Consider the following 22,821-nt stretch of genomic DNA (forward strand, 5'->3'; position numbering starts at 1 on the left):
GTCAGCTCGTGGTACATGGGACTAGCCGATCGATCCCATGATGCCGATGAGCGGGAGCATGACCGCGATGAGCGTAGCCCCCACGCCCACGGTGAGGAACGCGGCCAGCGTGGGCTCGACGCTGTCGATAAGACCGTCGAGGCGCACGATAGAGTCGTCGAAGAACGTGTCAGACAGGCTTGCCAGCACGGTTTCCAAGCTGCCAGAGCGCGTGCCCACGACCAGCATGCGGGCGTAGATGGGCTCGAAGACGTTGTTGTCGAAGATGGCTTGCGCGAGGCTCTTGGCCTGGGCGGGATCCGTCATCTGCATCCGCACCGCTTCCAGCTGGGATTTCAAGTTCCCATGGTCCACCATGGCCACGGCCTTCTCCATAGCGGTATCGGTGTCCACGCCGGCAGCTACGAACGTGGCGAGCGCCGCGGTGAACCGACTAACGGCCATCTGGCGCATAGGTCCGCGCGTGAGGGGCGCCTTTTCGAACAGGCGCAGCAAGCGCTGGCGCCCTGCCGCCGAGCGGCCGGCCAGCACGCCCAGCACTACGAGCACGGTGCACAGCAGCGTAACGCCCAGAGCGATCCAGCCTATGATGATGGAAGCGTTCACGTATCCGAAGGAGCCGGCCGTCAAGTTGCCGGTGAGGCCATGGTACACATCCACGAACACGGGTAGAATCACGATGACGGTGAACAGCAGGATTGCCGACATGACGCACAGCAGCGCAGCCGGGTAGGCGATCGCGTTCTTTATCTTGGCGTACAGGCGATCTTCCTCGTCGTAGTATCTCGCCAAGCTCCACAGCACGTTCTCTAAGCGGCCCGCGTGCTCGCCTGCGCCCACCATGTCGACGACGTGGGAGGGGAGGCATCCTGAATCGTCCATAGCGAGCGCCAGGGGCTTGCCGACGATGAGTTCTTTGTATACGTCGTCGCACGCGCGTTTGAACGCGGCGTCTTCCATGTTCTCGCCCAGCAGAAAGACGGCTTCGTCCATCTGGATGCCGGCGGAGTGCATGACGGCGACGCTTTCGCAGAAGGCGGAAACAGCGCTGCTCTCAAGCATCTTCGTGGCCATGTCCTACGCGCTCCTTTTGTCTCGTGCTGCTACGTGTATCGTCATAATCAGTACGTGTAGAGGTCGGTGTACGCGATTCCGTCTCCCACGTAGCTCGACCCGCTTCCGGCCGCGAACGTCGTATCGATACGCGTCCACGTGTTCTGCTTGATATCGATATGGGCATCGACCCATGTGCCGTCAATATACACCATGTTCCAAGCGTGGTATATATTATCGGGCGATACGTACCCGGTGATTATCTTGCAGGGGATCCCTTGGCTGCGCAGCATGGCGGCCGCCAACGATGCGTAGTCGAAGCAGATGCCCGCGCCGTCGGCGATGCACGAATCGGGGTTGGGAAGGTAGCCCGTCGCATCGGCAAGCCGAGCGGCTTTGTCCTCGTCGTATGCGATATTTTCAACGATCCAGTCGTAGATCCCGCGCACCACGTCGCCCTCGTTCTGGGCGTCGGCGGACAGGTCGTTCGCCAGCTGCGTGCTTTTGCTGGATGCGTCGTAGTCGCAGTAGACGCTCGGTCGGATGAACGGTTGGAATTCGTCAGCCAGCGTCACAGGCTGGTCGGCGAGCGAGTACAGCTCCGAATACCGTTGTCCGGTAGTGTTTTCCCAGACGGTGAACGTGTACGCGCCGCTGCCTTGAACGAGAGGGCACGAGATGGGCGTGCCGTCGCTGGGCAGATCGAAATAATACTGCGTTTCCGAACCTTCAAACGAAATTTGAAATTTGAGCCGGGTTGATGCAGTTGCCGAGACGGCCACGTAACCTTTCGCCAGGTTCGAAGCGTCGATGCTCACGCCGTTTTCGCCGCCGGCCGCCGCTTGGTCGAACGGGGAGAGCGCAAGCTCCGGCCGCTCGTAGGCCGGGCCGCTCGTCTGGCTCTGGCTGCCTGAGGGGTTCACGGTTTTGCCGACCGCGCCGTTTTCGCTGCATCCTCCCAGCGCGACGAGCGTCGTCGCCAGAACAGCTGCGCACGCGCTGCGGACAATCGCACGCAGCGCGCGGGCGCGCCGATGTTGCGGCGTGCAAGCTCCGTCGCGTTGTTTCCGTCCAGCGGCTGTGATGCCGAGCAGGTGCATGCGCCCTCTCTACGATTCATTGTCTCGGAGGGCATTATACCCCTCCTTGCGCACATACCGGATACTGTTGATTTTGGCACGAAAAAGCGATTCCCGCTACGTTAGATGCAGATGCTTGTTTCTTAAATGGCCAGATAAAATGCGGATTTGGTTAACGCGTTGCCCAATTGGTGTTTTAATGCGGTCGCTTCAAGAGCATTTAGGGGCGCAACGTGGTAGAATATAGATTGGGTTATAGGCTATACCCTTGTTCTGTATTACAGAACGTGGTATGTCGGGTCTGTCACCTACCATAAGATAGACGAGTTTTCAGCATATTCGACAACGTATGAGCTCATCGACAAGCGCAGTGCGTCTACGTGCTTGGATCGGGACTGCGAAGCGGTTCGCGACGAACAGCCGATCCTTCCGTAGCTGGCAAAAGTCTGGGTGATAGGTATGTTGGAGAAAATGCTAGATCTTAAAAACACGTTCGAAGGCAAGTTCCTTGCCGTCCTCATGTCTGTGGTGTTGGTCATGTCGATGACGAACATCCTGGCGTTCGCAGGCAACGAAGGTCAGAAGGACGGTTCGAAAACCGAGTCCGTTCCCACCGATCAGGTGGTCGGCGAGTCCGACAAGGAAGCGGTCGACGAGGCCGTGCAGCATGGCGAGAGCGCTGCGGCCAAGGATGCCGATGCGTCCAAGACGACGCCTTCCCAGCCTCTTGTTTCGACGACGGTCGACGAAGCCGTGGTAACGTTCGAAACTCAGAACGCGTTCGTGTCCGTGAAGAATCAGCTGCTCTCCGGCACGATGCTGACCACCGAACTGCACAAAGAGCTGAGGTTTACAGCAAGCGCCGACACCGGCTTCGAGCTGGGAGCCATCACCGCGAAGAACGCCGCGAACGCCGACGTGCCCGTCACCACCCAGGACGGCGTGTCTAGCATCGCGGCCGAGTACGTCGACAGCACCTTGGTCGTGTCCGTTGTCGCCGCTGCGGTTGTCTCCGATGAGCCCGAAGTTGAAACCACGCCTATCACCAGCGATACCAAGATCGAGCCGGGCGAGGCGGACGAAAAGGGCGAACCCGAGGAGCCGAAATCGGAAGAGCCCGAGACCGATGAGCCTGAAGCCCCCGTTGCCGACGAAGACGTCGTCGAGGTCGAAGCCGACGTGAGCAACCCGGCGTTCGAGGGCTATGCCCAAGCCGGCAACGTGCTGGTGAAAGTGACCGCCGCCGAAGGCGTGCTGCCCGAAGGTGCGACCGTGCAGGCGACGCGGATCGAGCGTCAGGACGTTGTGGACGCCGTGGCCGAGAGAGTGGAGAGCCAGGGCAAGGTGCTCGAGGATGCGATCGCCATTGATGTGACGCTGCTCGACAAAGACGGCAACGAGATCCAGCCCAATGGCGCCCTGAACGTCTGCTTCTTCGACGCGAACGTCGAGGGCGAAGAGGTGGGCGTGTACCGCGTGTCCGACGATGCGTCTCAAGTCGAGACCATCGGCGCCCGCCAAGCCGACCCCGCCGTCCAAAGCTTCGACGTGGATCACTTTACTATTTATGTGGCCACGGGAAGCAATTATGCCAGTACGGGCATCAAGTTGGATTCTTCTTCAATAGAGGTAGGGGAGAAGATTCAAGCTCGTGGAGAATGGAAGACGGTCTGGAGGGACTTCACTTGGACTAGCTCTGACACGTCGGTGGCGAAAGTTTCTGCCGTGAATGGCCATCCTAATTGGGCGGACATCACTGGTGTGAACCCGGGCACTGCCACGATTACCTATAGCTACAAAAAGGTAAACGGCCAAAAGATTACCGACATCGCCGAAGTGCACGTCGTTCCGTCGGTCGTCAAGCACACGGTATCGTGGTACGTCAATGGCGATGTTTCCAAAAGCACGAAGGTGCGAGACGGGGAGGTACCCAGCTATGGAGGGACTCCTAATCGTGCAGGCGATTGGCAGCACAAGCAGTTTGTTGGTTGGGCAACAGCTCCCAACTCGAAAAATTATTTGACCGAGGGCGAGCTGCCTGCCGTAACCGAAGATGTGTCGTACTACGCTGTATTCACTTCTCAAGCCTATTTCTATTTCGTTCTTGAGGGGCGTTCGAACACCAGCACGGTTGCCAAGGACTATATGTATGCCGGCGAAGGAACCATGATCATTCCCGATGGGTTTAATAGTGGCGACCGCTGGTATGATGGGTCAAGTTTCAGCATTGCTGATTATATCGTCTCCACTCCTTCCGACGAGGCCATCCGAAATGGTATCAGGGCAGCTTACGCAGATTACTCCCCTGATTGGACGTATACCATAGACTGGACTACGCTGAGCGTTGCGGGCTCGTCGGTCGATTACTGGTATAACACCTTTGATTATGGCAAGTCGATGCATACCGACGGTGCGTTGAGCATTAATAAGGATACGACCATCGGCGTGACATACCTCACGCAAAAACCCGATGGAAGCGTGGTCACCAACTCCACCTCCCATGACAAAAATGTTGCGTTCGGGCTCAATAGCACAGTTAATACGGATGCCCTCTCTTTTGAGACCGATGGGTATACGTACGATTCTCGTGTCCGCTATAATGGAGCCAGCTATGTGTTCGACGGCTGGTATCTCGATCAAAGCTATACCACTAAAGCTCCTGACAGCGTTTCCCTGTCATCGTCAGCCTCGTTCTATGCGCGTTATATCGCCAACACGAAGATATTGACGTATCAAGCCAACGGTGGCGCTTTTTCGGATGGTACTACCCAGGACAAAACGGCCGTTCAACAAGTAGACGCCCGCGTCTCCTTCATTTCGAATCCCTCGCGAGATGGGTATGTCTTTACGGGATGGAAAGATAAAGATACGGGAGATGTTTATTCTGCCGGTGTTTCCGGCATGACTATGCCGGATCGCGACGTTACGCTTGTCGCGCAATGGCAGGGCGTCATCCCCATCAAGCTTCTCGGCGATGAAGTGAAGAAAACCTACAGTGGAACGAAACAGAGCCATACTGGGTTTACTGTTTCCGGACTTGACATGGGTAGTTATACGGTTTTTGGCGTACAAGCGCTTGCACAGGGCACCGACGTGGGGACGTATAAGGGCACCATAGACTATTCTGGGATGCGCATTGTTGAGAAATCGTCTGGCTCCGACGTTACAAATCAATTCGAAGTGGTTGAAGCTAGCGAGCCTACTTTGATTGTAGAAAAAGCCCCGATTTCGATTGTTACGCCCAATGATTCTAAGCTCTATGATGGCGCTCCGCTGATTGCTACAGAAGGCGCTGAGCTTTCGGGTTTGGTCAATGATGAGACCGCCACCCTTATTGTTGCCGGAAGTCGTACCGATGCCGGAGTTTCCGATAATGCATATCGAATCGATTGGAGTGGCTCGGCTAAAGAGTCGAATTACTTCATTGATGAGGAGACTATCGGCGCGCTCGAGATCCTGCCGCGCCCCATCACCGTGACCGCCAACGGCGGCGAGAAGCAGTACGACGGCAAGCCGCTGACCGCCGCCGAGACCGGCTACGCCATCGGCGGAGAGGGCCTGGTCGAGGGCCACGAGGCCGACGTGGCGCTCTCCGGCAGCCGCACCGCCCCGGGCACCGCCGACGCCACGGTCGCGTCCGTGGCCGTCAAGGACGGCACCGCCGACGTGACCAGTAACTACGACGTCACCACCGCCAACGGCACCCTCACGGTGACCAGCCGCGACGCCAAGTACGAGGTGACCCTCAAGGCCAACTCCTCGACCGGCAACGTCTACGACGGCGCCGAGAAGTCCGCCAAGGGCGTCGAGGCCGACCGCTTCGTCATCGACGGCGTCGAGTACGCGGTCTCCGGCTACCTGACCCAGGACCCCGCCGAGACCGCCGCGGGCACCTACACCAACAACGTGACCGGCGACTTCAAGGTCGAAGACCCCGCCGGCAACAACGTGACCAGCGAGTTCGCGGTCCACACCGAGGACGGCGCGCTCGAGATCCTGCCGCGCGAAGTTACGCTCGCGTCTGGAAGCGCCACCAAGATTTACGACGGAACGGCACTGGAGCTTCCCGATGTGACAGTGGGCGGAGACGGTTTCGTCGGTACTGAGGCGAGCGTTCGGGCAACAGGTTCTATTACCGATATCGGTGGTCCGATCGATAACACTATTGTTGTCGAACCTGGCGAAGGGTTTATCGCCGCTAACTACAACGTTGTCTATACGGTTGGCAAGCTGACCGTTACTTCCGCCTCCATCGATCCGGATGATCCGAGCTATACGGGCATCCAGATCAACAATCCGTACGACGTGCAGTACAACGGGCAAGAACAGAAGTGGGTTCCTTCGGTGTTCGATAGGAACAACCATAAGCTTGTTGCGGGTGCCGATTACACGGTTTCCTACAGCCAAGACGTCAGGAACGTCGGCGTTGTGACCGTTACCATCACGGGCGTCGGCAACTACGTGGGCACGGTGGAGCGTGCGTATAACATTACCCCTGCACCTGCCGTTATCAGGGTGAACGACTCCTCGAAGGCTTACGGCGAAACCGATCCGGCCTTTACGGGAGCGGTCGAGGGCCTGTTTGGCGATGATTTGCTGGGCGACATAGCCTACAGCCGTACGAACGCCGATGAAGAGGTTGGCAATTACAGCGACGTGCTGACTGCGACGGTCGGCAACCTGAACGGCAACTACACGTACACTGTCGAGCCGGGCAACTTCTCTATCGTGCCTGCCGGTGGAAACGTCGTTACCATTGACGCGACAGGTTTGACCAAGACCTACGACGGGCAGCCTGTCTCGGTTGTCGCCGAGGCCAGCGTCGACGGCTCCGCGTTGCTATACTCTGTCGACGGTTCCACGTGGTCGGATGTCAATCCCGAGTTCACAAATGCCGGCACATATACGGTGTATGTAAAGGCGACGCATGATGGTTATGAGGAAAGCGCGCCCGTAAGTGCCACTGTTGTCATCAACCCTGCTCCCGTGACCATCGCTGTTGCCGATGCTTCCAAGGTTGCCGGCGTTGACGATCCTGCCTTCAGCGGCACGGTCGAAGGCCTTGTGGCCGAGGGGGATCTGGGCGATATCAACTACGTGCGTCCTGGTAGCGAGGAAGCCGCAGGCGTGTATGTTGGCGCCCTGACGGCGCTCTACACGCAGAACGGGAACTACGAGGTCACCGTGCTCAACGGCACCTTCACCATCACGGCTGCTCCCGTGACCCCGCCGACGCCTCCTACACCTCCGACCTCGCCGACTCCGACGCCGCTGCCCACGCCGGGCACCGTTCCGCCGGACAGCCCGATAGCGCCCGTCGTCACGCCGATCGTCGATGCGCTGCAGGGTGCGGCCGAGGCGGTCATCGGCGACAACGAGACGCCGCTGGCTGAGCCTCGCGAAACCGAGATCGGCGACAACGATACGCCGCTTGCGAGCCATGACCATGCGTCCTGCTGGGTGCATTGGTACATCATCCTCGGCATCATCGTGACGGCCTTGTACGGAGCTTGCGTGGCGCTGCGTCGCGGGTTGTTCTCGCGCAAGCTGAAGAAGTACGAAGACGGATTGACCGGGGGAGGCGATCCCGCTCCCGGCGCTCCCTCGATCAGCGACGACGCTTCGGCGCCGATAGCGCCGAAGGGCGCTCCTGCGGGTGCGACGTTGGCTGCCGGATTGGGCGAATAGGGGTTTCATCATGAAGAAAAGCAACGTGATAGTATTCGTCCTGCTGGCCTTGGCCTCGGCGTTCTTCCTGTGGCTCTGGTACTTCCTGGGGCTCAACCGGGTGGACGAGCCGCTCGATCTGGTTTTGTCCATCGTGTGGTGGCTGGTCATCGTGGTGGCCATCGCCGTCATCGTGAAGATGGAGCGCACGCGTCGTCAGCGGGTTCGCACCGTGTACGTGGGCGACTGTGCCACGTTCAACAGCGAGCAGGGCTTGGCGACTATCGAAGGCTCTCAGCCGATGTCCGAGGTGATCGCGGGCATCCTGCAGAGCTTGAAGTACGATTTCTCGCGTGCGGATTTTCCCGATAAGGATCGCTTCGTCGTGAAGTATTTCGTACGCACGAAGCAGTTCGAGGCCGAGGAGAAGCAGGGTTCCGATACGGTCGTAGACTCTGAGCAGGCGTCTGCCGGAGCGGCGAAGCCGCAGATCCAGCAGAAAACGTGGACGGGAGAGGTGTTCATCGTGGAGACGAAGGAAGAGCGTCCCTTCGGATCGCCCGAAGAATTGGCCCGCATCCTGGCCTCGCTCGAGCAAGCAGCGTAAAGAAGCGGCCCCGGTGACGGGGCCGCTTTCGTCGTTGCAGCTTGTGCTCCACGCCGCTTCTGCGCTGTGCTCTGCGGATGCAGCGATTCGGGACGCGCTCTGGTGCGCTAGCTCTGCCGCGCTTCCACGAACGTTTTGATCACGGAGACCGCTCCCAGCGCGTCCAAGTTGCCGGAGTTGATGCACAAGTCGTAGTTGCGCGCTTGCCCCCAGTTCTCGTCGGTGAAGTAGCGGTAGTAGCTGGCGCGGTTCTTGTCCACGCGTGCGATGCGGCTGCGTGCGTCGCTCTCGGACAGGTTGTTGCGCCGCATGACGCGCGCGACGCGCGCTTCCATGGGCGCGCTGACGAACAGGCTGACCAGACCCGGGTGGCCTTCCAATACGTAGTCGGCGCAGCGCCCGACGATGACGCACGGCCCCTCGTTGGCGATGGACCTGAGGATGTCCACCTCGGTTTTGTAGATGCGCGAGGCCACCGGGTGCTCGATGTCGGTGCCGCAGAAGAAGCTGTTGGGGTTCAGCAGCAGCGGCCGCATGGGCTTTTCGTCGAAGTCTTCCACCACGTCGCCGCTGAGGCCGCTCTCCTCCGCGATGCGCTTGAGCAGGAGCTTATCGTAGTACGCAATGCCCAGCTCGCTGGCAAGGCGCTCGCCGATCTCGCGGCCGCCGCTTCCATACTCCCTGCTGATGGCGAAAACGAGATGCTGGTCCATGCTGGCCCCTTCCGTGTTCCTGCGAACTCGACGCGATTTCGTTGAGGATATTGTACCTGAAAAAAGGCCGCGCCCGGAGAGAGGGCGCGGCCAGGGAGGGAAGGACCCGAGCGCGATGCGCAAGGTCGCAGGGGTTGGTACGCTATGCCGAGAACGCTGCGGCGTTCTTGCCGGCGATGCGTCCGAACGTGTAGATGTCGGACATCGAGCAGGAGCCCAGGCGGTTCGTGCCCATCTTGTGGCCGGCCACCTCGCCGGCGGCGTACAGGCCGGGAATGGGGGCGTCGGCGTCGTCGAGGACCTGCGCGTCGGTGTTGATATGCAGACCGCCCATGGTGTAGTGCACGGCCGGCTTGTAGGCCATCAGGTAGTAGGGACCGCCCTCGATGGCGTTGAAGTCGCCGCGGAAGTTGAAGTCGGGGTCGTTGCCGTCCTTGCAGTACTGGTTCCACTTCTCCACGGTCTTCGCCAGTTCGGCGGCGTCCACGCCAAAGGGCTCGCACACGGCTTCAAGCGTGTCGCCCTTTACGATGACCTTGCGCGCCTCAAGGTTCTCGTACTCGTCCTCGTGCGTGACCAGCAAACCGGTCTCGTCGGCGTTCGCCTGGTTGAACAGCATGTACGCCTTGCCGTCAGTCTGCTCGACGATGGCGTTGGACAGCACGTCGCGACGATCCAGCTCCTCGACGAAGCGGTCGCCTTCCTTGTTCACCATGATGGCACGGCTTTCGAGGCGCACGTCTCCCACGTACAAGAGCGAACCGGTTTCGGGGTCGCACACGGGGTACGTCTGGATGTACTGCATGTCGATGAGATTCGCGCCCGCAGCCTCGCCCATGGTGATGCCGTCGCCCGTGGCTCCCACCGAGTCGGTGGACAGGATGGAGTCGTCCATGGCCGGGTTGTACTTCACGCGCATGTCGATGTTCGAGCCGAAGCCGCCGCTTGCCAGCACCACGGCCTTGCACGCGATGGTGGACTCCTCGCCGGTCACCGTGTTCTTCACCTTCACGCCGGTGATGGCGTCGCCGCTTTTCACCAATTCGACGGCGGGGGAGTTCTTCGCCAGCGTCAGCGTGTCGATCTCTCCGGCGCGCTTCGTCAGCTTCGTGGTCATCTCGCTGCCGCTGTGCGTGATGGGGATGATGGAGCGCTTCGTGTTGTGGCCGCCGAACTGCATGAGGTCGTGCTTCCACGAGATGCCGCCTTCGAAGGTGAGCCACTGCGAGCTGTCCAGCGCACCTTCGGCGATGATCTGCACGAGGGCGGGATCGCCTGCGTTGTCGCCGCCTTCCAGCATGTCCTTCGCCAGCGCGTCGGGGCTGTCGGCGATGCCTTCCTGCACCTGGATCCAGTTGCCCGGCGCGGCCATCTCGCCGCCTGACAGCGCGGTGTCGCCGCCGAACACGCCCATCTTCTCCAGCAGCACGACGCTCTTGCCTGCGTTCGCCGCCGTGATGGCCGCCGCGAAGCCGGCACCGCCGCCGCCCACCACCACGACATCGGCCGATGCGGGAAGCTCGGTCTGCGCGGGCGTGGCCTTGTCGCGCTTCCTCCAATCGCTCGACTTCTGGCCGGCCTGGTCGAGCGCGTCGCTTACGGCGCCGATGAATGCCATGCTGGAAAGCGTGGCTCCCGACACGGTGTCCACGTTCAGCGTCTGGTTGTCCACGATCAACTGCGTGAGCTCTTCCATGGCCACATCGCCCATGCCCGGCGTCTCGCGCGAGTTGAGGACGGTGATGCGATCCAGGTTGCCGTCGGTGACCATGACCTCCACGTCGAACTGCCCGTGCTTGCCCATGCCCGATCCGATGCCGGCGGAGCTGCCCGATCCTGCGCCGTTCGAGCCTTTTGCATTCGACGAGCCGCTGGGTGCGCATCCCGCCAATGCGAGCGTGCCGCCCAAAGCGGCCACGGCGCCGCCGGTGATGAACTGCCTACGAGAAAAACGTTCCATGATGCTTCCTCCCTTACGTTGCCGACATCGCGCACCGACGTCGGGTATCCCAGGCGCTTACTCCCTGATCAAGCGCTGTTCCCAGACTATCGTTCTGCGGTCGAGCGACAATTGTCCGTCGGGGTTAAATGCATAACCCGCGGTATAACCCTCTTGCAAGCTGGACTTTCTTGGGTATTATGGGAGGGCGATTGAGGGGAGAAGCGTGACCGAGAAGGCGCAACAAGGGTTCGTCGATCGATGGAAAGCCGTGCTGCTTCGGGTGGCGGCTATTCCCTTCGTGTTTTTCGGCGTGGGGTTCTACCGCGCTTGGCTTGCAACGTTCTTTCGCTACGATGCGTTTCCCACCATCTCGGTGTTCGACTACTTTCTGTTCGAGGGCGCCATCGGTATCGTCTCGTTGGCGTTGGCCTTCGCGGCGCGCCGTGTGACGCCGCTATGGGCGAACCGCAAAGCGGTGCTGGCCACGGGCGCGTGCATGGTGGGCGGATCGGCCCTCATCGTGTTGGCATGCTTCGCGGTGCCGTCCCCGGCGTTGAAGGTTGCGGGGCTGCTTGCGGCGGGCGGTGGCCTGGGGTCGCTCATCCTCATGTGGGCCGAATTCTACGGCTCGCTCAACCCCATGCGGGTGGCGCTGTACCACGCCATGGCCATCTTCGTGGGCGAAGTGGTGAAGTGGCTGTTCATGGGCATGTCGGTGCCGTATCTCGCGTTCTTCTCCATCGTGTTGCCCATCGTGTGCCTGGCGTGCGTGCGTTCGAGTATGACGCGTCTGCCGGAGCGCGATCTGCCTCCTGCCATGAAGGAAGGCGACCCGAAGACCATCCCGTGGAAGCCTATCCTGCTGATGGCGGTATGCACGTTCGCGGGCGGCTTCGGGGCCCTGCCGACGCAGCTGCTGGTGCCGGGCAACGTGCTGGGCGCGATGTTCGTCACGGCGCTCGTGTTCTTCGGCGTGCTGTCCGCATCGCGCTGGTTCAACTTCGACACCATCTACCAGCTGGCTTTTCCGCTGTTCATTGTCGGATTCCTGTTCGTTATGCCCACCTTCGGGTCGAACGCGCAAATCATGGCGCTGTGCTACGATGCGGGCTACACCATGCTTTCCATGTACATCATGATCGTCATGAGCAACATCACGTACCGGTTCGGCGTGAACGCGGTGTGGATCAACGGCATCGAGCGCGGCATCCGCTACGTGGTCGAGCTGGTAGGGTGGCTCGCGTTCGCCGGTGCGTCGGCGCATTTGGGAGAAGAAGCCACGTCTATCCTGTACGGCGGCGTGGCGGTTGCCGTGGTGCTGACGTTCGTCGTGATCTTCTTCACCGAGCGCGGGCTGTCGGCGAAATGGGGCGTGGTGCTGAAGGACGATCCGATGGGCGGCGCGTCGGCTGAAGGGCGGATGGCCATTCGCGTGTCCGACCTGTCGCGCGCGTACAACCTCAGCCCGCGCGAGGAAGAGGTGCTGCAGCTCATCGCCCAAGGCGACACGGTGGCCGAGATCGAAGAGGTTCTGTACGTGTCGCAGGGCACGGTGAAGGCGCACATCAACCATATTTACCGCAAGTTCAACATCCACAGCAAAAGCGAGCTGTTCGAACTGCTCAACGATGTGGAGAAGCCTGTGCGCAAGGGTCGTCGGTCTTCTTCGTCCGCTTGGGAGGACGAGGAGCGGCAAGCAGGATAGGGGCGGAACCGGTTGCGCATGCAAGAACGGCTCCTCGGCGAGGGTTTGCCGAGGAGCCGTTCTCTGCTGTTGCGCGCTTGACGCGCGGAGTAGGTTAGTTGGCCGCGCCCAGGCGGTCGTCCAGCGGGTCGATGGGCGGGATGTCCCAGTTGTCGCCGGGCAGGTGCGGCGCCATCTCGTCTTCGTTGCCGGCAGCGGCCAGGCGGGCGAAGTAGTCCTTCGTCTCCTTCACCACCACGCCGGACAGCGCGATGAGGGCGATCATGTTCGGCAGCGCCATCAGGCCGTTGAAGATGTCGGCGATGGTCCACACGGCGGCCACGGTCATGTAGGGGCCGATGAACACGGCGGCGATGTACAGCCAGCGGTACGTCTTCACGGCTTTCATCGAGCCGTTGCTGAAGTACTCAAGGCAGCGCTCGCCGTAGTAGTCCCAGCCCAGGATAGTGGTGAATCCGAACAGCACCAGACATGCCATCAGCACGAATGATACCACTTCGCCGGGGATGAAGGGTAGTCCTGCCTGGAACGCGGCGGTGGTGACGGCCGCGCCTTCGAGTCCGGGGATCTGGTACGCGCCCGTCATGACCAGCGCCAGGCCGGTCATCGAGCACACCACGATGGTGTCGAGGAACGTGCCGGTCATGGACACGAGACCCTGGCGCACCGGCTCCTTCGTCTGAGCGGCGGCAGCGGCGATGGGAGCGGAGCCCAGGCCGGCCTCGTTCGAGAAGATGCCGCGCGCGATGCCCTTCTGCATGGCGATGATGATGGCGCCCAGCATGCCGCCCGCAGCCGCCTGCAGGCCGAACGCGCTTTCGAAGATGGTGACGAACGCGCCGGGGATCTTGTCGAGGTTCGTGACGATGAGCAGCACCGAGAGACCCACGTACAGAACCACCATCGCAGGGATCACGCGCTCGGACACCTTCGCGATGCGCTTCAAGCCGCCGATGACCACAAGGCCCACCAGCACGGCCAGCACGATGGAGCCGATGACGGTGAAGATGGAGTAGTCCATGCCAAGGATGCTCACCGTGGCGTTCTTCTCGGGGTCGAAGAACCCGGTGATGGCGCTGGAGATAGAGTTGACCTGCGTGAACGTTCCGATGCCGAACAGGCCCACGCACATGCCGAAGAACGCGAACAGCTTCGCCAGCCAGCGCCACTTCATGCCCATGCCGCGCTCGATGTAGTAGAACGGGCCGCCCAGCACGTGGCCGGTCTTCTTGTCGACGCTGCGGTACTTCACGGCAAGCAGGCCCTCGGAGAATTTCGTCGCCATGCCGAACAGCGCTGCCAGCCACATCCAGAACATCGCGCCGGGGCCGCCGGCGACGATGGCCGTGGCCACGCCGACGATGTTGCCGGTGCCGATGGTGGCTGACAGGGCCGTGCACAGCGCGCCGAAGCTGGTGACTTCGCCTTCGCCGCCGGTTTCGTTCTTGATCATATAGCGCAGCGCGCGCGGCAGCTGCCGGAACTGCACGCCCCGCAGGCGCACGGTGAGCAAAATACCGCCGAACAAGATCAGCACCATAAGCGGCACGCCCCAGATGAAGTCGTCTATAGCGACGAGCCCATCGTTGATCACACTAAAAAAGCCTTCCACCACGATCCTCCTTCAACCAACTTCGTTCGGGCAACTTCTGCGAAACCCGTGTACGACGTGGCTGTTCTGGAGGATGCGAAGGAAAGCATAGGATCATGCTGACGCGACAAGCTAGGTAGCTTTGCTCTGTCCTTTTGCCTGAGAGTTTCAGCGGCATCGCGTTTGCGGCGATGAGCCTTGCCCCTTCGGCACCCGATCCGACGATCGGGATTCTCCAGAGGCCCCTTCCGCGCCCTGTCTCGCAAGATCCAGGACGTATCAACGGGGTGACGCTATGAAATTGTGCAGCTGATTGTAACAAGGAATGCAACCGTTGGTAACCCGTTATTTGACTTTTTCGTGCTAAAGGGATTGTTGCGGGACGGTGTCGATGCCGCTACGAGTGGAACACCGTTCGCGTGCCTCAGCTGCGGACGGCGACGGTCTCCTTACTGTTGCTGCTATTGCAACATTTTCACACGAGGAGGTCTTCTATGGCTCCCCAGCCAACTGTTCCTACCTGTTCGGTTTCGCGCGCGGGTCGCTTGCGCGCGTTCTTCGTTCTGATAGGGCTGGTCGCCCTCTGTCTTCTGGCGTTCCGCTCGCCGGCGCTCGCCGAGGAGGCGCAGACTGACCCGGCTGCCGACGCGCCTACGCCGCGTGCGGCGATGGACGTGACCGACAAGGTGTCCGTCGGCGGCGTCAAGCTGCAGAAGAAATCGGGCGACAGCTGGCTGGACATTCCCGCTGGCACCACGCTGACCAGCGGCGCGTACGTGCGCATCTATATCGACTGGAGCATTCCCGATATGACGGACGTGCATGCGGGCGACACGTTCACGTTCACCGTCAACGGGGATGATCACTTCCTGGCCAGCGATTTCGGCCCGGTGAACCTCGTCGATCCCACGACCCAGAAGGTGATCGGCTCGTACGTGGTCAACGGCAACCGCGATGCGAACGGCAGCATGATCCCCGGTCAGGACATCACTATCGTGACCACGCTTTCCGACGATGGGGCGCAGTTCCCCTCGCTGCACAATGGCTTCTTCTCGCTTGAGGGCTACGTGACGGGCCAAGGCAACGATATCGTGTTCACGGTTAACGGCCAAGCGCTTCCGTCTATCGGCGTCGAACCGCCTACGACGGGCCCGCTGCCCGATACGCCGCTGATGAAGTACGGCTCGCAGGTAGCCGGCCAGAACCAGATCGTGTGGAGCATCGGCGTGAACCTGGACAACATCGTGGACGCGTACGCGAACTATGCCGTGGGCGGTTCCGACCCGTCGCCGCAGCAGCGCAACCTGTTGCTGACCGACGACTTGCAGGGCGGGCAGGCCATCACGTCGGGCGGCGTGACGGTGTACATGCCCGTGGTGGCCACCACCGACGCGGGCGAGGCGCAGACCGAGCAGTACGCGGCCTATCCCATCACCGACCTGTTCGCGCTGACCGACAAGTCGGCGGCCGACGGCATGACGCAGGACGAGTTCGCGAGCAGCGTGCGCATGGCAGCCGTGCCCACCATCGGCGTGTGGGAGAACCGCGTGGTGTACATCGGGTTCGGCAACGTGCCCACGGGCAATGGGTCGAGCCCGCTCAATATCGGAAACATCCTGGACGGCCAGGGCGAGGCGGGACTTTCCTGGCTGCTGGAAGAAAAAGGCGCCACGCCTGCTCAGAAAGCCATCATCATGAAGTACTTCAGCGCCTCGGGGCCGAACAAGGGCGACTTCACGTCGTTCATCGTAGAGCTGCGCAGCGACGCGTCCGAAACCGGGCAGTACGAGAACAACGCCACGCTCACCTATGGCGACAGCGGGTCGGAAGCGGCGCCCGGAAGCGCGCATTTCACCGTGATCTCGGGCGGCGTGGAGGTGAAGGACGGCAAGGCCGTTCTGAAGAAGGTGGACGCGGGCAATCCGGACGCCACGCTGCCGGGCGCCGTGTTCAGGTTGGAGAAGATGCAGCCTGACAACACCTGGGCGACGGTTGCGGGTTCCGAGCAGCTGACTACGGATGGAAGCGGGCTGATCACGGTGACGGGGTTGCTGTTGGGCCAGTACCGTTTCGTGGAGATCGTGCCGCCGGTCGGGTATGAGATGACGAGCGAGTCGGTTGAATTCGCCATCACGTCGACCACGCCGAACCATACCGCGAACGTTACGGCCGAGAACAGAAGGGCCCCCGTGCTGGGCAAGGTCGTGCTGACGAAGGTGGACGCGGACGCGCCGGGTACGGTGCTGCCCGGCGCCGTGTTCAAGCTGGAAGAGCAGGCGGCGGACGGGTCGTGGGTCGAAGTGCCGGGATACGAGTCGCTTGTCACCGATGGCAGCGGCTTGATCGAGGTGGAACGTCTCGCGATGGGCGCGTACCGCTTCGTGGAGCTTTCGGCTCCCGAGGGTTACGAGCTGGAGACGGTGCCGGTGGAGTTCGCGCTGGCCGAGGACGCGCCCGGGTTGGAGGTGGCCGTGACGGCCACGAACACCAAGAGCCCGGTGTTCGGGAAGGCGGTGCTGCAGAAGGTTGACGCCGAGGATCCCGATGCCGTGCTGCCGGGCGCGACGTTCAAGCTGGAGCAGCGGCTCGCCGACGATTCCTGGGAGATCGTGCCGGGCCACGATGCGCTTGTCACCGACGCCGGCGGCCTGATCGAGGTGACCGACTTGGCGGTGGGCAGCTACCGCTTCGTGGAAACCGCGGCCCCCGAAGGCTACGTGCTGGACGACACGCCTCGCGAGTTCGCCATCGACGCCGCCGCGTCGGCGCCCATCGTCGTGAATCTCACGGCTGCGAACGCCAAGGAGCCGCCCGCGCCGCTGGGCAAGGTCGTGCTGACGAAGGTGGATGCCGATTCGCCGACGACGGTGCTCCCGGGCGCCGTGTTCAAGCTGGAGGCGCAGACGGCCGACGGAAGCTGGGAGCCCGTGCCGGGTTCCGAACGCCTGACCACGGATGCCGACGGCCTGATCGAGGTAGCCGATCTGCCGATGGGCGCGTACCGCTTCGTGGAGGTTTCGGCTCCCGAGGGCTACGAGCTGGGGACGGTGCCGGTGGAGTTCACGCTGGCCGAGGACGCGCCCGGGTTGGAGGTAGCCGTGACGGCTACGAACGTGAAGACTCCTGTGCTGGGCGGCGCGCTGCTCACGAAGGTGGATGCCGACGATGCGACGACGGTGCTTGCCGGAGCGGTGTTCAAGTTGGAGCAGCATCTGTCCGACGGGACGTGGGCCGTGGTCGACGGCTTCGACGCGCTTGCCACGAACGATGAGGGAATCATCGAGGTGCATGATTTGCCGGTGGGAAGCTACCGCTTCGTGGAGACGGCCGCCCCCGAAGGCTACGTGTTGGACGAGACGCCGGTTGAGTTCGGAGTGGAAGTGGGCCAGCCCGAGCAGGTCGAACTCACTATGGAGAACGCTCCGGTGCCGCCCGACCCGGTTGACCCGGTGGATCCCAACGATCCCACCGACCCGACCGACCCGGCGAAACCCGTCGACCCTGCCGCGCCGGGCACTCCGTCGACCTCGCAACCGTCGACTCCGAATGCCCCGGGCAAGACGTTCTCTGCATCGTCGATCGCCCGCACCGGCGACGCTGTTCCGCTCGCCGTTCTGGGCGCGCTGGGCTCGGTTGCGATAGGTGCGCTCGCCACGGCGCTTTTGGTTGCGCGGCGGCGCGCGGGTCGTCGCTAGCCGTTGTTGGAGTAGTTGTCGGCGTTCTCCTTGAGCTTCGCCAGCACCGCGACGAACGTGTCGAGATCCGCCTGGTCGATGCCCTCGATCAGGCGGTCCGCCGCGTCGACGGTAACCGGCTGAGCGGTTGCGACCAGCTCGTGCGCCTTCTCCGTCACCGAGATCGCATGCGCGCGGCGGTCGGACTTGTGCTGGTTGCGCACCACGAGACCCTTGCGCTCGAGCGTGTCGAGGTAGCGGGTGATGGTGGCCTGCTCCTTGCGCGTGCGTTCCGCCAGTTGCTTCTGCGAGAGTTCGCCCGCGCTGTCCAGCTGGTTGATGAGGTTCCATTGGCCCGGCGTGATCTCGTAGGGCTTGAGCGCGGTTTCCAGCGACTTGGCGATGGCGCGCTGCGCGTCGTACACGAGGAATCCGATGAGGCTGTTATGCTGGTTGATCATGCTTGACCTGCTTCTGGAATGCCGCGCGAAGGTGGGGAGGGGCGTGCGGGCGGTCCGCACGCTGCGTTGGCCACGCTGAACGGCGATAGGGACTATAAAGTACCTGCTCAATTAATCACAATTGACCGGAACCCGTCAACTTCTTTGCGTCTCGCGCGTCCAAAAACCACGCCGCCGGTATCTAAGACCGCACTCGCGCTGCCTCTGCTGGTGCTGCTCGCGTCTGCATGTCGTTGACGCCGTCATTGACGCCTGCGATCAACGGCGATGGTTGCGCGCAAGCAATCTCGCACGCTGCAGGGCCGTTTTGCACAAAAAGCCGCGACGTGCGACACCTTGTCGGTTGCCGCATTTCGCGCAGTTTTGGTTGCTTTGGAAAACGCCTGATCGATATTGTAGCGATCTGAGGAGTATTGAAGGCTTCGTCGGCAGGACGGTTGGAAAGCTCTTTTCGAGGCTTCCAGGCGTCGCACGTCGCGGCTTTTTGTGCAGAAACGGCCGGATCGCGTGCATCGGCTCAAATCGGGCGATCCTTATAGCCCAAAGTCCTGCTCGACTGCTGCCGAATTCGACAACAGGCCTCTGACCGTTACGCTACGCACGTGGTTTTGTTGCGAACGGCTAAGCATCGTAAGATGCGTTGGATAGCTCGATGATCTCCTGCTTGCTGTGAACTTCAAGGGTGGCGTAGATTTTCTTCGCGTGGGTGCGCACGGTGTTTTCAGAAACGTACAGCTTCTTGGCGATAGTGGGGATGTCGTAACCGTGCGCAAGAAGCGCGAACACCTCTGCCTGCCGCTTGGACAAGCCATGCGTTTCGGCAATTCTCCGGCAGTTCTCATCGATGAGGTCTATCGGAGTCGAAACTTCGACGGGAGTTTCGGTCGCAATTGCTTCCTGCGGCGCGCAAGTCTTGTCGGCATTGCTGGAAGAGGCTTCTCGCGGCGCCCGTGTGACGAAGAACATAACGATGGAGCATCCGTACAGCAGCGCAACGACCGCTATCGTAACCGTTGCCTCCTGCAGCAGCCCTTGTTCGCGGACGGCTTCCATGGCGAAGTTGCCCAGCCAGTTCGCGCAGTAAAACAGACCCGCGAACAGGCCGTACACGCTGGTTAATCCCAAATTTTGCTTCGAGCTCACTTCGATGCTATCAATCATCACTATCATCGAGAACACGACGAATGCGATCCCGCTGACGTATGGGACGATGATGCGCAGCGGCGGTTCCAGCACAAGGAACAGCAGCAGCGCCGTCGCTATGATGGGAAACAGCACCGAGAACGTTTTGGTAGGGGTCGTTTCTCGCCTTGCTCCTAACCACGCGATGCCCAGAACGAGCGCGGCGATGATATTCTCGGAATGCACCATAAGCGATTGCTGTACGAATGTCATGCTCGCGGTAGAGTCGTGCGAGATGACGACGATGGCCGGGGCCGCCAGTCCAATCATGGCGATGCACAGCAGCGGTTTCCAGAGGGTGGCCAGCAGTGTGCCGAATGGGACGGTGCGCTGAGGAATATGGGAACGGTTTTCGCGATTGGCAAGTCTTTGGTGGGAGAACAGCGCCGCAACATTACATGCGGCGAGCACGGCGATAGTCACTGCTATGGCCGATGGTTCTAGCGTGAAAAAGGCGAGATAGGGAACCGCCGACAGGACGGATCCCAGTACTAGCTCGATCTTTGCCAAATCGGAGCCGTCCGCGAACAAAGCACGTGCCCAGCAGAAGAAGCAGCATGTTGTGCCGATGCCCATGCACGTGCTGGCTGAGATGAGAACTGCGGGATTTTGGGTGAGCGTGGACAGGCCCATCAGCGTGACGGCGGCGGTCAGCAGCGCGGCGGCGGCGGGTAGCGGGCTGCGATTGAACAGCGTCGGAGCGCAGTATGCCCCTATGACGAACACGAAGAACGTTAGCATGTTGCTCAGCGAGAGAGGCGCGCTCCACAGCAGCTGAGCATTTTCGCCGAGCGCTGTCTCAGGCAAGAGAGCGAAACCCCAGAGGGAAAACGAATTGAGCGCGAGGAAACATGCGAAGCCCGTGGCCGCGAGCAAGATATTCGCGATGGTTTTCTGCATGCATTCCCCTCCTGCGGGCATTGTACCCGATAAGTTCGTTTGGGACATGCTGATTCGATCGTCGAAGAGAGGTCGATCTGCCCATTTTCCAAGAATTCACCCGATCCATGTGAACGCCGGGATGCGAAACGCTCGCTGTGGGTGAACGTTTCGGCGAACGCGGCGTGCTAGATTCAAGCAGTTGTTTCAATCGGATCAAGGAGGGAATCATGGAACTGAATCGTCGTGACTTTTTGAAGGGCGCGGGTGCGATCGGCGCGCTGGGGGCGATGGGGACGCTGGCCGCTTGCTCGCCTGCGGCGCCGAAAAGCGAAGGGGCGAACGGTGGCGCATCTTCGGACGGAGCGCTGACTGCGCAGTCGGCTACCCAGAAATGGAGCTTCGAAATCCCGCCGGAGCCTATCGCCGACGCCGATATTGCTGAAACGTTCAATGCAGACGTCGTCGTGGTCGGCGCAGGCATGGCGGGCACGTGCTGCGCCGTTTCGGCGGCCGAAGGCGGGCTGAGCGTTATATTGATCGATGCGGGCACCAAGGCTATTTCGCGTGGCGGATCGAACCAGGCCATCGGCACGAAGTACCAGAAGGAAATGGGTATCGACTACACGCCGAAGGATGCCTTGGAGCATGTGAAGATCGAGCAGCTTGCCGGTTTCTACAGCATGGATAAGATGAAATGGTCGCGTTGGCTCCAATACAGCGGCGAATCCATGGACTGGATGATCGACAAGATGACCGCCAAAGGCCTGAAGGTCAATCTCGAGCCTCCGTACGCCGATCCTGATGGTACGCTGGCCGCGCCGGCGTCGGTGCACAACTTCTGGAATGACGAGAATCCGTTGGGCGTGTTCCAGGGTGCGCCGTTGTGCGCTCAGGCGTACGCCGACACGCTTACGCAGGATCTGGGGCAGCAGATCCACTTTCAGACCCGCGGTGTGCAGCTGATCCGCGAGGACGATAACACCGGTCGTGTGAGCGCCGTTATCGCGAAGCGCGCTGACGGCACGTATGCCAAGTACGAGGCTACGAAGGCCGTGGTGTTGGCCACTGGCGACTTCTCAAAAGACGAGGACATGATGGCCAAATACGCGCCGGATATTTACAACTCGCTGAAAGATCAGCTCACGTTCGGCGAGGATGCGGTAGATTTCGATGCCGGCATGAACTACTCCGGCCTCATGCCGGGAGACGGCCATAAAATGGGATTGTGGGTCGGTGCCGGTTGGCAGAAGGTGTTCCCGAATCCCTGCGCTGTCAACGGAGGGGTTCCCGGGCCCAGCCACTGCGTCATCGATAACTTCTGGGGCATCAACCTCAACATCAACGGCAAGCGCTTCCAGAACGAGAACACGAACTTTGCGTTCGGCGCTCGCTCGCTGCTGACGCAGCCTCAAACCACCGGGTTCGGCATCTGGGATACTGCGTACGCTCAGACGCAGGAAGAATGGGAGACGCTTGGTTGCTCGGTGAACAACGTCACGCCGCAGAAGCCGCTTACTCCCGAGCAAATGGTGGCCATGTGGGATGCAAACGTGGAGAAGGGCACCTACTTCAAAGCGGACACGCTAGAGGAGCTTCTCGACCAGCTTGAGGGCATCGACAAAAAAGAGGCCCTTGCTTCCATCGAGCGCTACAATACCTATGCGGAACAGGGTTACGACGAAGAGTACCAGGTGAATCCCAGTATCCTGTTCCCTATCAGCACGCCTCCGTTCTACGGTGCGAAAACCACGGGCGTTACCTTCCTCACGGTCATGGGCGGTTTGCGAACGGATGCGAACTTGCAGATTTGCGAGGATGACGATACTCCCATCGAAGGCCTGTACTGCGTAGGCACCATGATCGGTGATTTCTTCGCTGGCACGTACAACTTTGGATTGCCCGGCCAGAACCTGGGCGCCTGCTGCTGTACGCTCCCGTACGTGCTTGGCCGCGATTTGGCCAAGCTGTAAAACTCGCGCAGCAAACTGTGCTGGAGCCCGTGCGCGACGACCTCTCCCTCCCTAGGCGTCGCGTGCGGGCATAATCGCCGCCGACTTGCGCGGCGCGTGCGGCGGGACGCGCGGGGCCTCTGCCGAGGCGGCTCCGTTTCGCATCCGTCTTTCCTTGGGCGACGTTTGTTTAACGCGTCCCGGCTTTCTTCTTTGCGGGTGGACCAACGTTCGGATCGGTTTCTCCTTGCGTTTGTATCTAGGCCCGGGAGTCCGAATGTTTCACGTGAAACATTTGTCCGGCGCAGCTTCCTTT

At 61.1% G+C, this 22,821-nt stretch carries 12 protein-coding genes and 1 riboswitch; of the genes, 5 read left to right on the forward strand and 7 right to left on the reverse strand.

Annotated features, from left to right (window positions below; genetic code table 11):
• Positions 1 to 21: 21 nt before the first annotated feature.
• Together HMPREF1023_RS07880 and HMPREF1023_RS07885 are read right to left on the reverse strand one after the other, a co-directional pair.
• Positions 22 to 1,074 carry a type II secretion system F family protein gene (locus HMPREF1023_RS07880; protein ID WP_009305683.1) on the reverse strand — a complete coding sequence of 351 codons (1,053 nt, stop codon included), beginning with the start codon at positions 1,072 to 1,074 and terminating at the stop codon, positions 22 to 24.
• Positions 1,075 to 1,121: 47 nt separating this feature from the next.
• The gene (locus tag HMPREF1023_RS07885; protein WP_009305684.1) at positions 1,122 to 2,153 is read right to left on the reverse strand and encodes a transglutaminase domain-containing protein; all 1,032 of its coding nucleotides are present in this window, start codon (positions 2,151 to 2,153) and stop codon (positions 1,122 to 1,124) included.
• 438 nt (positions 2,154 to 2,591) lie between these two features.
• Here HMPREF1023_RS07885 and HMPREF1023_RS07890 point away from each other — a divergent pair, with 438 nt between their 5' ends.
• Positions 2,592 to 7,820 carry an MBG domain-containing protein gene (locus tag HMPREF1023_RS07890; protein ID WP_009305685.1) on the forward strand — a complete coding sequence of 1,743 codons (5,229 nt, stop codon included), beginning with the start codon at positions 2,592 to 2,594 and terminating at the stop codon, positions 7,818 to 7,820.
• Between the two features lie 25 nt (positions 7,821 to 7,845).
• Positions 7,846 to 8,406 carry a hypothetical protein gene (locus tag HMPREF1023_RS07895; RefSeq protein WP_232228701.1) on the forward strand — a complete coding sequence of 187 codons (561 nt, stop codon included), beginning with the start codon at positions 7,846 to 7,848 and terminating at the stop codon, positions 8,404 to 8,406.
• 107 nt (positions 8,407 to 8,513) lie between these two features.
• Here the strand turns inward: HMPREF1023_RS07895 and HMPREF1023_RS07900 are convergent, their stop codons facing one another.
• Positions 8,514 to 9,119, reverse strand: a complete 606-nt coding sequence (locus tag HMPREF1023_RS07900; protein ID WP_009305687.1) for an AAA family ATPase — start codon at positions 9,117 to 9,119, stop codon at positions 8,514 to 8,516.
• A 142-nt stretch (positions 9,120 to 9,261) separates the two neighbouring features.
• A complete protein-coding gene (locus HMPREF1023_RS07905) occupies positions 9,262 to 11,079 on the reverse strand; it encodes a flavocytochrome c (protein WP_009305688.1) in 1,818 nt (605 codons plus the stop codon).
• A 205-nt stretch (positions 11,080 to 11,284) separates the two neighbouring features.
• Between HMPREF1023_RS07905 and HMPREF1023_RS07910 the strand changes: the two genes are divergently transcribed.
• Positions 11,285 to 12,766, forward strand: a complete 1,482-nt coding sequence (locus tag HMPREF1023_RS07910) for a helix-turn-helix transcriptional regulator (RefSeq protein WP_009305689.1) — start codon at positions 11,285 to 11,287, stop codon at positions 12,764 to 12,766.
• Between the two features lie 94 nt (positions 12,767 to 12,860).
• Here HMPREF1023_RS07910 and HMPREF1023_RS07915 read toward each other — a convergent pair whose 3' ends face one another.
• Entirely contained in the window at positions 12,861 to 14,381 is a 1,521-nt protein-coding gene (locus tag HMPREF1023_RS07915; RefSeq protein ID WP_009305690.1) for a sodium:alanine symporter family protein, read from the reverse strand.
• Between the two features lie 113 nt (positions 14,382 to 14,494).
• Positions 14,495 to 14,606, reverse strand: a riboswitch (glycine riboswitch).
• Positions 14,607 to 14,851: 245 nt separating this feature from the next.
• Here HMPREF1023_RS07915 and HMPREF1023_RS16140 point away from each other — a divergent pair.
• Positions 14,852 to 18,052 carry a collagen binding domain-containing protein gene (locus HMPREF1023_RS16140; RefSeq protein WP_009305691.1) on the forward strand — a complete coding sequence of 1,067 codons (3,201 nt, stop codon included), beginning with the start codon at positions 14,852 to 14,854 and terminating at the stop codon, positions 18,050 to 18,052.
• Here the strand turns inward: HMPREF1023_RS16140 and HMPREF1023_RS07925 are convergent.
• Positions 18,049 to 18,492, reverse strand: a complete 444-nt coding sequence (locus HMPREF1023_RS07925) for a MarR family winged helix-turn-helix transcriptional regulator (RefSeq protein ID WP_009305692.1) — start codon at positions 18,490 to 18,492, stop codon at positions 18,049 to 18,051. The genes HMPREF1023_RS16140 and HMPREF1023_RS07925 overlap by 4 nt on opposite strands.
• A 621-nt stretch (positions 18,493 to 19,113) precedes the next feature.
• Complete coding sequence (locus HMPREF1023_RS07930; RefSeq protein ID WP_009305693.1) at positions 19,114 to 20,574, reverse strand: helix-turn-helix transcriptional regulator; 1,461 nt, start codon at positions 20,572 to 20,574, stop codon at positions 19,114 to 19,116.
• Positions 20,575 to 20,783: 209 nt separating this feature from the next.
• Here HMPREF1023_RS07930 and HMPREF1023_RS07935 point away from each other — a divergent pair, with 209 nt between their 5' ends.
• The gene (locus tag HMPREF1023_RS07935) at positions 20,784 to 22,526 is read left to right on the forward strand and encodes an FAD-dependent oxidoreductase (protein ID WP_009305694.1); all 1,743 of its coding nucleotides are present in this window, start codon (positions 20,784 to 20,786) and stop codon (positions 22,524 to 22,526) included.
• Positions 22,527 to 22,821 lie beyond the last annotated feature (295 nt).

It is taken from the genome of Eggerthella sp. 1_3_56FAA, from assembly GCF_000185625.1.
GTDB lineage: Bacteria > Actinomycetota > Coriobacteriia > Coriobacteriales > Eggerthellaceae > Eggerthella > Eggerthella lenta.